10 protein-coding genes are annotated in these 13,366 nt (G+C 72.2%); 6 read left to right on the top strand and 4 right to left on the bottom strand.

All coding sequences use genetic code 11. The features are described from left to right. Positions 1 to 265 precede the first annotated feature (265 nt). Both EAO70_RS17645 and EAO70_RS17640 read right to left on the bottom strand, forming a co-directional pair. Entirely contained in the window at positions 266 to 1,348 is a 1,083-nt protein-coding gene (locus tag EAO70_RS17645) for an NDP-sugar synthase (protein WP_148003912.1), read from the bottom strand. A gap of 104 nt (positions 1,349 to 1,452) precedes the next feature. Beyond that, positions 1,453 to 2,934, bottom strand: a complete 1,482-nt coding sequence (locus EAO70_RS17640; RefSeq protein ID WP_148003911.1) for a peptidoglycan recognition protein — start codon at positions 2,932 to 2,934, stop codon at positions 1,453 to 1,455. A gap of 137 nt (positions 2,935 to 3,071) precedes the next feature. Between EAO70_RS17640 and EAO70_RS17635 the strand changes: the two genes are divergently transcribed. The 5 genes from EAO70_RS17635 to EAO70_RS17615 all read left to right on the top strand — a co-directional run bounded on the left by EAO70_RS17635 (position 3,072) and on the right by EAO70_RS17615 (position 10,824). Beyond that, on the top strand, positions 3,072 to 3,824 hold the full coding sequence (locus EAO70_RS17635; protein WP_148003910.1) for a TIGR03089 family protein: 753 nt from the start codon (positions 3,072 to 3,074) through the stop codon (positions 3,822 to 3,824). 242 nt (positions 3,825 to 4,066) lie between these two features. Beyond that, positions 4,067 to 5,305, top strand: coding sequence for an LCP family protein (locus EAO70_RS17630; RefSeq protein WP_148003909.1), 1,239 nt, complete (start codon positions 4,067 to 4,069; stop codon positions 5,303 to 5,305). Positions 5,306 to 5,545: 240 nt separating this feature from the next. Further along, a complete protein-coding gene (locus EAO70_RS17625) occupies positions 5,546 to 7,288 on the top strand; it encodes an LCP family protein (RefSeq protein WP_148003908.1) in 1,743 nt (580 codons plus the stop codon). Positions 7,289 to 7,338: 50 nt separating this feature from the next. Then, on the top strand, positions 7,339 to 9,132 hold the full coding sequence (locus EAO70_RS17620) for an LCP family protein (protein ID WP_261992924.1): 1,794 nt from the start codon (positions 7,339 to 7,341) through the stop codon (positions 9,130 to 9,132). Between the two features lie 306 nt (positions 9,133 to 9,438). Then, positions 9,439 to 10,824, top strand: a complete 1,386-nt coding sequence (locus tag EAO70_RS17615; RefSeq protein ID WP_148003906.1) for an LCP family protein — start codon at positions 9,439 to 9,441, stop codon at positions 10,822 to 10,824. A gap of 255 nt (positions 10,825 to 11,079) precedes the next feature. On the opposite strand, the gene EAO70_RS17610 is transcribed toward EAO70_RS17615, so the two are convergent. Further along, positions 11,080 to 11,613 carry an acyl-CoA thioesterase gene (locus EAO70_RS17610; protein WP_148003905.1) on the bottom strand — a complete coding sequence of 178 codons (534 nt, stop codon included), beginning with the start codon at positions 11,611 to 11,613 and terminating at the stop codon, positions 11,080 to 11,082. A 130-nt stretch (positions 11,614 to 11,743) separates the two neighbouring features. On the opposite strand from EAO70_RS17610, the gene EAO70_RS17605 reads away from it, so the two are divergent. After that, entirely contained in the window at positions 11,744 to 13,006 is a 1,263-nt protein-coding gene (locus EAO70_RS17605) for an LCP family protein (RefSeq protein ID WP_187283935.1), read from the top strand. 60 nt (positions 13,007 to 13,066) lie between these two features. Here the strand turns inward: EAO70_RS17605 and EAO70_RS17600 are convergent. Beyond that, positions 13,067 to 13,366, bottom strand: a 300-nt coding sequence (locus tag EAO70_RS17600; RefSeq protein WP_261992803.1) for an acyl-CoA dehydrogenase family protein, incomplete at its 5' end; no start/stop codon positions are given.

Genomic DNA, 13,366 nt, shown 5'->3' with positions numbered 1-13,366 from the left:
CCCGGAAGGTGGGGTCGGCGGGGCCGCGGCGGAGCGGGCCGAGGGTGAGGCCGAGGTCCGGCACGTCGGCCGCCGGGCCGCTGCGGGGCACGGGGGTCTCGCCGCCGCGGATCGTGGTGGGGGTGGTGGGGGGTGTGAAGCGGCCGGACATGGTGACGAGCGTAGCCGGGCGGCGGCCGCGRCCGCCCCGCTTCCGTGGCAGCACGCGTTCCGCGGAGCGCGGGGATCCCCCGTACTCCGCGGAACCCGGGCTCGTGACGCGGGGCTACTGGTCCGACGAGAAGCGGACCGCGCCCGCGGGAAGGGTCGTGTCGCACCAGACGCGGACGCCCTCGCGGAGCTCGTTGTCGGCGCCCACCTGGGCCCCGTCCCCGATCACCGCGCCCGCGAGGACCGTCCGCGCGCCGATGCGGGCGCCCGCGCCGATCAGCGAGTCGGTGATCACCGCGCCCGGTTCGACGACCGCGCCGGCCAGCAGCGTGGAGCCCGCTATGCGCGCGCCCTCGCCGACCACCGCGTCCGCGCCGACGACCGTGCCGCCGGTCAGCTTGGCGTCCGGGGCCACACGGGCCGACGGGAGGACCAGGCGGTCCCCGCAGCGGCCCGGCACGGCCGGGGAGGGCGCGCGGCCCAGGACCAGGTCGGCGGAGCCGCGGACGAAGGCCTGAGGGGTGCCGAGGTCCAGCCAGTACGTGGAGTCGACCATGCCCTGGAGGTGCGCGCCCGCGGCCAGCAGCTCGGGGAAGGTCTCGCGCTCGACCGAGACGGGCCGGCCGGTGGGGATGGTGTCGATGACCGAGCGGCGGAAGACGTACGCGCCGGCGTTGATCTGGTCGGTGACGATCTCCTCGGGCGTCTGCGGCTTCTCCAGGAAGGCCGTGACGCGGCCGGTGGCGTCCGTGGGGACCAGGCCGAAGGCGCGCGGGTCCTCGACGCGGGTGAGGTGCAGCGAGACGTCCGCGCCGGAGGAGGAGTGGGTGGCGACGAGGGCCTGGATGTCCAGGCCGGTGAGGATGTCGCCGTTGAAGATCAGGACCGGGTCGTCGGGGCCCGAGCGGAGTCGCGAGGCGACGTTGCGTATCGCACCGCCGGTGCCGAGCGGCTCCTCCTCGGTGACGTACTCCAGGCTCAGGCCGAGCGACGAGCCGTCACCGAAGTGCGGCTCGAAGACCTCGGCCAGGTAGGAGGTGGCGAGCACGATGTGCTCGACGCCGGCGGCACGGGCGCGGGCGAGCTGGTGCGTCAGGAAGGGGACGCCGGCCGCCGGAACCATGGGTTTGGGCGTGTTGACCGTGAGGGGTCGCAGCCTTGTTCCCTTGCCACCGACCAGGAGGATCGCTTCTGTCACCTTGTCGTCTCTGCTTCCTGTTCGGGGCCCGTCGGCTCGCCCGTCTCGGTCGTCCGTGCGATATGACCGGTCAGTTTATGCAGACGGTTGCCCCGATGGCCCCCTCACGGCCTTCCCTGGTACTTCGCGGAGCTCGTACGGGCCGTGCCGAGCTTGCCGTAGAGCTTCGCTCCGGGGCACTCCGTGGCGAATCCGTCACGGTGTCCGGCGATGGCGTTGAACTTGACGCTCTTGCCCTTCTTGTACAGGTTTCCGCCACCTGAGACGAGGTAGGTGGTGCCCTTCGGGTTCGCCCCGTGCAGCCCGAGCTTCCAGGCCGTCAGGCGGGCCACGGCGGTCACCGCGGCGGCCGGCGGGGCGCTCTTGGTGAAGGTGCCGAGCACGGCGATGCCCATGCTGTTGGTGTTGAACCCGAGGGTGTGCGCGCCGAGGACCGGCTTGGCGACTCCCCCGGCCCGGCCTTCGTAGATGTTTCCGCACTTGTCGACGGCGAAGTTGTAGCCGAAGTCCCGCCAGCCACTGCTCTGGACGTGGTAGCGGTAGATACTGCGGAGGACGGAGGGGGCCTGCGCGCAGGTGTAGTTGTTGCCGGTGGCGCTGTGGTGCACGAAGGCGGCCTTGATGCTCTTGGTGTAGACGAAGCCCTTCTCGCGGATGCGCTCGTCCGCACCCCACCCCTTACGGGTGATGATCTTGGGCTGGGGGCCGATGTACGGCTTCGCGGCGGCCAGCTCCGGCGCCTGGGCGTCGGCGGGGGTCCGGGCGCCGTCCGCGGCGGCCGGCGGGGCCATCGCCTCCTGTCCTCGCGACAGGTACGGGAGCGAGAGCTCCGTCTGCTCCTTGGACAGGGCCGGGATCCAGGCCGCGCCGTACGGGGCGAGCTGGGTGTTCACCGCGCTCGCCGCGGCCTCCGCGGCGCTCAGCCGGGCGAGGGACAGCGTGGCCGCCCCCGTGCGGGACCACGCGGCGGCGGTCGCCGTCGGGTCCGCGGCCGCGGTGGCCGCCGGGTCCCGCTCCGGGGTCTCGCCCGGGACCTCGCCCGGGTCGACCAGTTCCAGTCGCAGGCCCTCGGGGAGCGGCTCGTCGCCCCGCACCCGGATCTCCACGCCGTCCGAGTCGCCCACCCACAGCGGGGCCGTGGCTCCCTTGAGGGCCGTTCCGCGGCCCTCCGCGGTGTCCGGGTCGGCGCCGTGTTCCTCGTTGTGGGTCTCCACGTCCTGCCACTCCGACCAGACGTCGCCGCCGGAGGCCCGGGTGCGGACCTGCACGACGCCGTGCAGGGGGGCCGCCGGGTCGTCCCACACGACACCGACGAGGGAGAAGGGTCTGACGTCCCGTCGGGTGAGTCCCTGGACGTCGGTGTCGTCCGTCCCGCCGCCCAGCGCCCGGTCGGCGTCGCCCAGTGGCTCCAGGGGGAGCGACTGGGTGGCGCCGGGCAGATCGGGCGCGGGCGGCTGGGCGGAGACCGTCGGCGGCAGCCCGAGCGCCGAGGGCACCGCGGCCGCCGCGGGTGCGGCAAGGGAAACCGGCAGGGCGAGGACCGTCGCGCAGGTCACGGCGATCGAGGAGGCGAGTGAGGCACGCATAGGCCGATCGTGCGGAGCCCGGGGGCGTTCCGCGCGCCGGGAAACCGTCGCGGAACCGACTGCCCGTCAGGCCGACCGGTGGACGGCGTCACCGGTACGGCGGACCCGGGCTCGGCGGCGCGCGTACGCTGTCCGGCGTGAACGCCACCGACCGCACCCCCGCCGACCTGCTGCGATCCGCTCTCGCCGCGGACCCCGCCCGCCCCTTGGTCACCTTCTACGACGACGCCACCGGTGAGCGGGTGGAATTGTCCGTCGCCACCTTCGCCAATTGGGTGGCCAAGACGGCGAACCTGCTCCAGGGCGAGCTGTCCGCCGCGCCCGGCGACCGGCTCGCGCTGCTGCTGCCCGCGCACTGGCAGACGGCCGTCTGGCTGCTCGCCTGCTCGTCCGTCGGAGTGGTGGCGGAGGTGGGCGGCGACCCGGCCGGCGCGGACCTGGTGGTCGCCGGGCCCGAGACGCTCGACGCGGGGCTCGCCTGTTCGGGGGAGCGGATCGCGCTCTCCCTGGCCCCGCTGGGCCGCCGCTTCCCGGCCGCGCCCGCGGGGTACGCGGACTACGCGGTGGAGGTCCCGAGCCAGGGTGACCGGTTCGCGCCGTTCGTCCCGGTCGACCCGGCCGCCCCCGCGCTCCTCGTCGACGGCCAGGAGCTCGGCGGCGCGCAGCTCGTCGAGCGGGCCCGGGCGGACGCGGAGGCCCTCGGGCTCGCGCCCGGCGCCCGGCTGCTCTCCGGGCTCGGCTACGAGGACTGGAAGGGGCTCTCGACGGGCCTGTACGCCCCGCTGGCGGCGGGCGGTTCGGTGGTCCTCTGCCGGAACCTGGACCGGCTCGCGGCCGCCTCCCTCGCCCAGCGGGTGGAGAGCGAGCGGGTCACGGCCACCGCGGCCTGAACCCGCCCAGAACACCCGTCTCAGGGCCCCGCCTCCGCCGACCAGGGTGCAGGAGGGGGCCGCCGGGGGCCCGTTCGGCGTAACGCCGCGCCGAGTCCCCGGGTCCGTACGCCCCGTCCGGTACATGATCGGCCGGGGGGAGTCGACTCCCTTCGCACCACCCTGCGTCGGGTTCGGCCGTCTCCTTCCACGACCGGAGGCCGCCCGGCGCGCCTCCGACGCCACGAAGGACGGACTCAGACGTGACGGACCGCGCGGGTACGCCCGCCGAACCGGACCCCCCGGCGACGGAGGGCGCGGCGGCGGAGGGCACGGCTCCCGGGGCTCCCGGGGCTCCCGGGGAGCCGCGGCGCCGACGCCACTGGCTGCGGTGGACGGCGCTCGGCGTCTCGCTCGTGGTGCTGGCCGCGGCCGGGGTCGGCTGGTGGTTCTACCGCAAGCTCGACGGCAACATCACGACGGACACCACCGCCGCCGACGAGCTGCGGAGGTACGAGAAGGAGCGCCCGCCGGCGGTCGCCTCGGCCGCCCGGAACATCCTGCTGATCGGTTCGGACACCCGGTCGGGCGAGGGGAACCGCAAGTACGGCAAGGACCGGGGGACCCAGCGCTCGGACACGACGATCCTGCTGCACCTGTCGGCGGGGAAGAAGACCGCGACAGCCGTCTCGGTCCCCCGCGACCTGATGGTGACGATCCCGGGCTGCCGCAAGGCGGACGGGACGCGGACCCGTGAGCAGTTCGCCCAGTTCAACTGGGCGTTCGAGTTCGGCGGGACGGCGTGCACGATCCGTACCGTCGAGAAGCTGACGGGGATCCGGGTGGACCACCACATGGTGATCGACTTCCGGGGCTTCAAGAAGATGGTGGACGCCGTCGACGGCGTCGAGGTCTGCCTCAAGGAGCCGGTGGACGACCCGGCCGCGAAGCTGAAGCTGCCCGCGGGGCGCCAGACGCTCCACGGCGAGCAGGCCCTGGGCTTCGTACGGGCCCGCAAGTCGCTCGGCAACGGCAGCGACACCGAGCGCATGGACCGGCAGCAGCAGTTCCTGGGCGCCCTGGTCAGCAAGGTGCAGAGCAACGGGGTGCTGCTGAACCCGACCAGGCTCTACCCGGTCCTGGACGCGGCCACCAAGTCCATCACGACCGACCAGGGGCTCGACTCGCTGCGGGACCTGTACGACCTGGCGCGCTCGATGCGGGCGATCCCCACCGACCAGGTGCAGTTCCTCACGGTCCCCCGCCGCCCCTACACGTACAACGCGAACCGGGACGAACTGGTCCAGCCGGCGGCGAGTCAGCTGTTCAGGCAACTGCGGGAGGACCGGGCCGTCGTGGTGACCCCGGGCGAGGAGAAGAAGGACGGCACGGGCACCGGCGGGACCGGCGCGGACGGCAAGCCCGACGACGCGGACGCCCCGGCTCCCTCGACGACTCCGACCTTCACGGGACGCAACGCCGCGGAGGGGGTCTGCTCCTAGTTCGAAGGGGGCCCGAGGGGGCCGTGGGGGCCGGGAGGGATGAGGTTTGGGCAAATTGCCCGGTTGTAAGGGGCGTGGAATTTGTCACGCGCGTCGCCCCGCGCTGAACTGGGCGGATAGTGTGGCGCGATCCGGTGCACCCCGACCGCGTGGTCGCACTCACCAAGGATCGAACGACCGAGAGAGCGGCGCCCACCGGGGAGGCGCCTCGCGTGGCACCGACGGAGGACTCGAGTAACCGTGGACGCGCACAGCCGTGGACGGGCGGACGAGATCGACCCCGCCGACCAGTGGGTGCTCAACCCGCAGACGGGCAACTACGAACTGCGACTGGACGACTCCGCTGGGCAGTCCTCGCAGCAGGCGGCCTCCGGCGCCCGTAGAGCCACCGTTCCCGCTCCCGCCTCCCGCGACACCTCCGCCGACCCCGCCGTCGAGGCACCCGTGCCCGGCCAGCGCCGCCGACGGGTCCCCGAGCCGGACGAGGGCCGGGACCGACTGTCGCCCGCGAGCCGCCGCAGGCCCAAGCAGGGCGCGTCCCGCAAGAAGAAGATCCTGCTGTGGACCGGCGGCACCATGGCGTTCGTCCTGGTCGCCGGCGCGACCGGCGCGTACCTGCTCTACAACAAGCTCGACGGCAACATCGACGTCGTCGACCCGGTGGGCGCCGAGAGCAAGGGCTTCCGCAAGGGCGAGGCCTTCAACGTCCTGATCATCGGCACCGACAAGCGGACCGGCGAGGGCAACTCGGGCTACGGCGACACCGACAGCCCCGGCCACGCGGACACCACGATCCTCTTCCACGTCTCCAAGGACCGGACGAACGCCACGGCGCTCTCCATCCCGCGCGACCTGATGACGACGATCCCCGAGTGCCAGTCGCGGCAGCCCGACGGCAACATCCTCACGATCCCCGGCCAGCAGAAGGCGCGCTTCAACGTGAGCCTCGGCCAGGACGGCCGCGACCCGGGCTGCACCATGCGGACCGTCAAGGAGCTGACCGGCCTCACCGTCGACCACTTCATGATGGTCGACTTCAACGCCGTCAAGGAGCTGACCTCGGCCGTCGGCGGTGTGAAGGTCTGCGTCGAGAAGGCCGTCGACGACCCCAAGTCGCATCTGAAGCTGCCGGCCGGCGAGTCGGTCATCGAGGGCGAGAAGGCGCTCGCCTTCGTGCGTACCCGCTCCAGCTTCGGCAACAAGAGCGACCTCGACCGGATCAAGGTCCAGCAGCAGTTCCTCGGTTCGATGATCCGGCAGATGAAGTCCAACGAGACGCTCACCAGCCCGACGAAGCTGTACGACCTCGCCCAGGCGGCGACGGACGCGCTCACCGTCGACAAGGGCATAGGGTCCCTCGGCAAGCTCCAGGACCTGGCCAAGGAGCTCTCCTCGATCGACACGAAGAACATCGCCTTCGCGACGCTGCCCGTCATCGACAACCCCGACGAGCCGAAGCCGATCACCGTCGTGCCGCACCCGACGCAGGCACCGCAGCTCTTCGCCGCCATGCAGGCCGACACCTCGCTCACCGAGGTGAAGAAGAAGCAGCAGGACGCCAAGAACGCGCAGGCGCAGGCCCAGGCGAAGCTCCTCCAGGGCACCCGGGCCCAGGCCGCCGACGTACGCGTCGACGTCTTCAACGGCAGCGGCATCACGGGCGCGGCCCAGTCGACCATCAACTGGCTGCAGAACGAGGAGGGCGTGACGCGCTCCACCAACAAGAGCAACGCCCCCGAGAAGGCGGCGAAGACGACGCTCACCTACGCACCGAACCAGGCCGATCAGGCCCGCAAGCTCGCGGACCTGATGGGACTGGCCGCCACGGCTCTCAGGCCTGGCACACAGGACGCCGGGGTACGCGAGCCCATGACGCTCGTCCTCGGAGCCGACTTCAAGGGCGCGGGGGTGCCCATCAACGGTCCGGTAAAGGCGCCGGACGTCGAGAAGGTACAAGCTGACAAGCAGGTGTGCGCCAAGTAGTCCGGAAACACCGGCATGTGGCGCGCTCCTGACTGATGAGGGGACCTGGGGTGGGACAGAACAGCGTGCGTGGGGAGGGAACGCGGGSACGTGTTCCACGCGCCCGTGAACGGGGCTGGGACGACGAGCCGTACGACGCCGGTGCGGCCGCCGGCGACGGAGCGGACGACGCTCCCGAGGAGAACGCGGAGGCGCCCGCCGACACGACGACCCGCGCCGAGCGCCGGCGCGGCGCCGCGGGCAAGGGCGCGGGCGGCCGGGGCGAGGGCGGGGCGAACGGCGGCGGCGCCGACGGTCGCGCGGCCAACCGCCGCGGTGGCTCGCGCCGGCGCGCCAAGAAGGCCAGCAAACGCAAGGTGCTGCGCTGGGTCGCCGTCACCCTGGCGGTCCTGATACTCGGGACGGCCGGCGCCGGATACCTGTACTACGAGCACCTCAACGGCAACATCCGCGGCGGTTCGCGCGCGGGCGGCGAGAGCGGCGTCAAGAAGGCCTCGCCCAACGCCCTCGGCGACACCCCGCTCAACATCCTCCTGATCGGCTCCGACAGCCGCGCCGACGCCAAGAACGTGGCCCTCGGCGGCGGCAAGAACCTCCGCGACGCGAAGCCGCTCGCGGACGTGCAGATGCTGCTGCACGTGTCCGCCGACCGGCAGAACGCGTCCATCGTCTCCATCCCGCGCGACACGATCGTGCCGATCCCGAAGTGCACGGGCCAGGACGGCTCGTCGTACGCGGCGACGACCACCTCCCCCATCAACGAGACGCTGGGACGCGGGGGTCCCGGCTGCACGCTGACCACGTGGGAGAGCCTCACCGGGGTCTACATCGACCACTGGATGATGATCGACTTCGCGGGCGTGGTGGCGATGGCCGACGAGGTCGGCGGCGTCCCCGTCTGCGTGAAGACCGGCGTCTACGACAAGCCGACCCGGCTGGTGAAGGGCGGCTCGGGCCTCAAGCTGCCCGAGGGCACCCACGAGATCCAGGGCAAGCAGGCCCTCCAGTGGCTCCGCACCCGGCACGCCTTCGGCAACGACCAGGGCCGCGCCAAGGCCCAGCACATGTACCTCAACGGCATGGTCGAGAAGCTCCAGAAGCAGAACGCCTGGAGCGACACCGGCCAGCTGATGGGCCTCGCCGAGACGGCCACCAAGGCGCTCCAGGTCTCCGACGAACTGAAGTCGGTGAAGCGGCTCTTCGACCTGTCGATGCAGCTCAAGAACGTGAAGATGAACCGCCTCACGACGGCGACGGTCCCGACCACCGAGTGGGCCCAGGACCGGAACAAGCTCCAGATGGTCAAGTCGTCCGCCGACAAGATGTGGGCGATGCTCCGCGACGACATCGCCTTCGACAAGAACGGCAAGCCGGCCTCGGCCAAGCCGAAGCCGGGCGCGTCCGCGAAGCCGACGACACCCGCCGAGGCCCCGGGCGCCTTCGCCGTCACCGTCGCCAACGGCACGGCGGGCACCGAGGGGTCGCCCGTCGAGGGCCGCGCCAAGGCGATCACCTCGGTCCTCACGGACAAGGGCTTCACGCAGGCCGGCGCCTCCAAGGAGCCGCGGCCCCGCGAGGACACCGCAGTCCTCTACCCGAAGGACGGCGGCGACCAGGCCAAGGCCAACGCCGTGTCCGTGGCGAAGGCCCTCGGACTGCCGGACTCCAAGGCCCGGGCCGATGCCGGGGTGGAGGGCATCACGCTGGTCGTCGGGGCGGACTGGCGCGAGGGCGACACGTACAAGAAGCCGGCGGCGGAGGCGGGCGACCTGCCCGAGGGCGCCGACGACAAGGCGACCTGCATGGACATCTACTCGGTCTACAAGTGGGACGGGAAGAGCTGATCCTTCCCCACCGCCGCGCGCGACGGCCGGGTCCCTCACGGGGCCCGGCCGTCGTGCGTCGGGGCCCGGCCCCGCCGGGGACGGCCGGCGGATCCGCCCCTCGCGTTACCGCGAACGGGGGACAGCGGGCGTGCCGCACGGGTGGTTCTGCCTTGCGCTGATCGTATGGGCCTACCGTGCTCACGGTTCCCTATGTCACACCCGCGGAGGTGTCCGTCCGTGCCCACACCGCCCCGCACGCCCCGTCCCCGGCCCGCCGCCCGATCGGCGCCGGTCCGCCGGAGGCGGAGGCGCCCCCGGTGGGGGATGCGGATGGCGACGGCGCTCTCCGTGACCGTGCTCGCGGCGGGCGGGATCGGGCACGCCCTGGTGACCGGCCTCGACACCGGGATCACCCGGGTCGACCCCTTCAAGGACATGAAGAACCGGCCGCAGGCGGGCCACGGCATGAACGTCCTGGTCGTCGGCACCGACGGACGGGACCGGATCACCCCCGAGGACAAGGCCAAGTACCGGCTCGGCGGCGCGCCCTGCCACTGCACCGACACCGTGATGCTGGTCCACATCTCGGAGGACCGGGACCGGGCGAGCGTGGTGAGCCTGCCCCGGGACTCGTACGCCGAGATGCCCGAGCACACCGACCTCACCAGCGGGAAGAAGCACCACGCGCATCCGGTGAAGCTGAACGCGGCGTACGCCGAGGGCGGGCCCGGACTGACCGTGCGGACCGTCGAGTCGATGACCGGCGTCAAGATCGACCACTACCTGGAGGTCGACTTCACCAGCTTCATGCGGACGGTGGACGCGGTCGGAGGGGTGCAGATCTGCACCACCCGGCCGGTCAAGGACGCCTACTCCGGGCTCGACCTGCCGGCCGGCACCCATGAGCTGGACGGCGGACAGGCGCTCCAGTACGTGCGCTCCCGGCACATCGACGGGGCCGCGGACATCGGCCGGATGCAGCGCCAGCAGCGGTTCCTCGCGGCCCTCGTCGAGCGGATCACCAGCGGCGGGGTGCTGTTCAACCCGGTGCGGTTCCGCGAGGTCGCCACGACGATGCTCAGCTCCGTCCGGGCCGACCAGGACTTCGGCACGGACCAGCTGCTCGCCCTCTCCAAGGCGATGCGGGGCTTCACGCCGGCGTCCTCGGAGTTCGTGTCCGTGCCCATCGGGGACATGAGCTTCCCCGTGAAGGGCATCGGGTCGACGGTGAAGTGGGACGCGGCCAAGGCCCGGAAGCTGTTCGCCGCGCTGCGGGAGGACCGTCCCCTGGCCGCGCCCGCCGAGGGGACGGCGTCCTCGGCGAAGGCGCCGAAGAGCGTGGTCGTGGACGTGGCGCCGCGGACCGTGCGGGTGCAGGTCTACAACGGGACCCGCACGGACGGACTCGGCCGGAAGGTCGACGACGCGCTGCGCGGGACCGGCTTCGACACCACCCGGACGCCGATGACCGGCACCGGGAAGGAACGGGCGCGGACCCTGGTGGAGTACGACCCCCGCTGGGACCGCTCGGCGAAGAGCCTCGCGGCGGCCCTGCCGGGCGCCGAACTGCGGCCGGTGCCGGGGCGCGGCGGCACGCTGCGGGTCACGGTGGGAGCCGACTACAAGGGCGTGACGGCGGTCCACGGCGAGGAGACCGTACGCGACGGGCCCTTCGAGGCCGTGACCGGCGACGAGGTCGTGTGCCCGTGAATGCGGACGCCGTGCCGGGCGAGGCCGACCGGGCCGCCTCGGCGGCCGTGCTGATCGTGACCTCGGCGCGTCACGCACCGGCGACGGGGACGCGCCGGCGGCGGGCCTGTCCGGGGCCTGCCTGCTGCTCACGGTGGCGTCCGGTGCGGGGATGCCACTCTCCGTGCCGGCGGTGCGGGCCCGCCGCCACCGGGCCCGGCCCGGGGCCTACGGCGCCGCCGCGGCCTCGCACGCGCTGACCGTGCCCGCCGGCCCTCAGTCCTCGTAGCCCTCGGCGATCCGGCGCTCGCGGAGCTCCTTGATCGCCTGACGGCGGGCGAGCCGGTGGGTGCGGCGGATCTGGGCCTCCTGGTTGCGGCGCCTGTCGCGCTCGGTCTCCGGGACGACCTGCGGGACCGGGCGGGGCTTGCCGTCCGCGTCGACCGCGGCGAAGACCAGGTACGCGGAGCCGACCTGGGTGGCGGGCGTCGACTCGTTCCAGCGCTCGGCCAGGACCCGTACGCCGACCTCCATCGACGACCGGCCCGTCCAGTTCACCTGGGCCTTCACATGCAGCAGGTCGCCGACCCGGACCGGCTCCAGGAAGACCATCTCGTCCATGGAGGCGGTGACCGCCGGGCCGCCCGAGTGCCGGCCCGCGACGGCGCCGGCCGCGTCGTCCACCAGCTTCATGATCACGCCGCCGTGCACCGTACCCAGGAGGTTGGTGTCGTGGCTGGTCATGATGTGGCTGAGGGTGGTGCGGGAGGCCGAGGTGGGCTTGCCCGGGATATCGCCCTGATCTGTCATGCCCTCCACCATATGCCGGGTCCCCCGGCGGTCGCCGTTCGGTCCGCTTTGCATCAGCTTGGCAACAGCACCGGCCCGAAGTTCCACCCGCCCTGTCGCGCGGAAAGGCTTCCCCGGCACACTGGTCCGCATGAATGACTGGCCCGAAGACGGCGGCTACGGCCGTGGCAGCGCGAACCCCCAGCCCGAGGGGCCTCGCCGGATGAGCCATGTGCAGCGTCGGCAGGTTCCGCAGCAGCCGCCTCGGCACGACCAGGGCTACAACCCGAACTTCACCCAGGCCCAGGGCTCGGGTTACGACTCCGGTTACAGCTCGGGCCAGGTCTACGGCGGTCCGCAGGGCGGCGGGCGCGGCACCGTGCCGCCGCAGTACACGCCGGGCCCCGGTTCCGGCGGTCCCGGGCGGCCCGCCCCGGACTGGCGCAAGCGCATCAAGGTCGGCTCGATCGTCCTGGTCGTCGCCGTCGTCGCCTGGGGCATCGGCACCTACGCCTGGGCCAGCTCGCAGATGCGGAACGAGGTCGACCTCTCCAAGGTCATCGAGCGTCCGTCCGAGGGCGACTGCACCACGTATCTGATCGTCGGCTCGGACAGCCGCGAGGGCATGTCCGCCGAGGAGAAGAAGAAGCTCCACACCGGCTCCGCCGAGGGCAAGCGGACCGACTCGATGATGATCCTCGCGGCCTGCTCCAGCGGGAACACGATGGTCTCGCTCCCCCGTGACTCCTGGGTGACGATCCCGAACTTCGTCGGCTCCGAGTCGGGCAAGTCGTACCCGGCGCGCGGCGGCTCCAAGCTGAACGCCGCGTACGCGATGGACGGCCCCGAGCTGCTCGTCCGCACCGTCGAGTTCAACACCGGGCTGCGCATCGACCACTACGCGGAGATCGGCTTCGCCGGCTTCGCGAACATCGTCGACGCCCTCGGCGGTGTCGAGCTGAACATCGAGAAGGGCTTCAAGGACAAGAAGTCCGGCGCGAACTTCCAGGCCGGCACGCAGACCCTCAACGGCGAGCAGGCCCTGGCCTTCGTCCGGACCCGGTACGCCTTCGCCGAGTCGGACCTCCAGCGGACGAAGAACCAGCAGAAGTTCCTGTCCGCCCTGGCCAACCAGGCGGCGACGCCGGGCACCATCATCAACCCGTTCGCGCTGTACCCGACGCTGGGCGCCGGTCTGGACACGCTGATCGTGGACAAGGACATGTCCCTGTACGACCTCGGAAAGATGTTCTTCGCCATGAAGGGCATCAACAGCGGCGACGGCAAGTCGATGAACATGCCGATCTCGGGCACCGCGCCGCAGGGCTCCCTCAAGTGGGACATGCCGAAGGTCAAGCAGCTGGTGCAGCAGATCCAGAACGACGAGAAGGTCACCGTCGAGTCGAACCGCTGATCCCGCCGGTCGTACGGAGGGGCGCTCCCGCCCGGTGGCGGGGGCGCCCCTTCCGCGTGCCTACGGGAGGTTGCGGGCCATGACGATGCGCTGGACCTGGTTGGTGCCCTCGTAGATCTGGGTGATCTTGGCGTCGCGCATCATGCGTTCGACGGGGTAGTCGCGGGTGTAGCCGTAGCCGCCGAGGAGCTGGACGGCGTCGGTGGTGACCTCCATGGCGACGTCGGAGGCGAAGCACTTGGCGGCGGCGCCGAAGAAGGTGAGGTCTTCCTTGGTGCCGCCGGCGGAGACGCGTTCGGACCTGGCTGCGGCGGCGTAGGTGAGCTGGCGGGCGGCTTCGAGCTTCATGGCCATGTCGGC

Origin of the sequence: Streptomyces sp. adm13(2018), assembly GCF_008042145.1 — a bacterium.
Taxonomy (GTDB): domain Bacteria; phylum Actinomycetota; class Actinomycetes; order Streptomycetales; family Streptomycetaceae; genus Streptomyces.
Note: the sequence above shows the minus strand (reverse complement) of the source record. Positions and strands in the feature narration are given on the sequence as shown.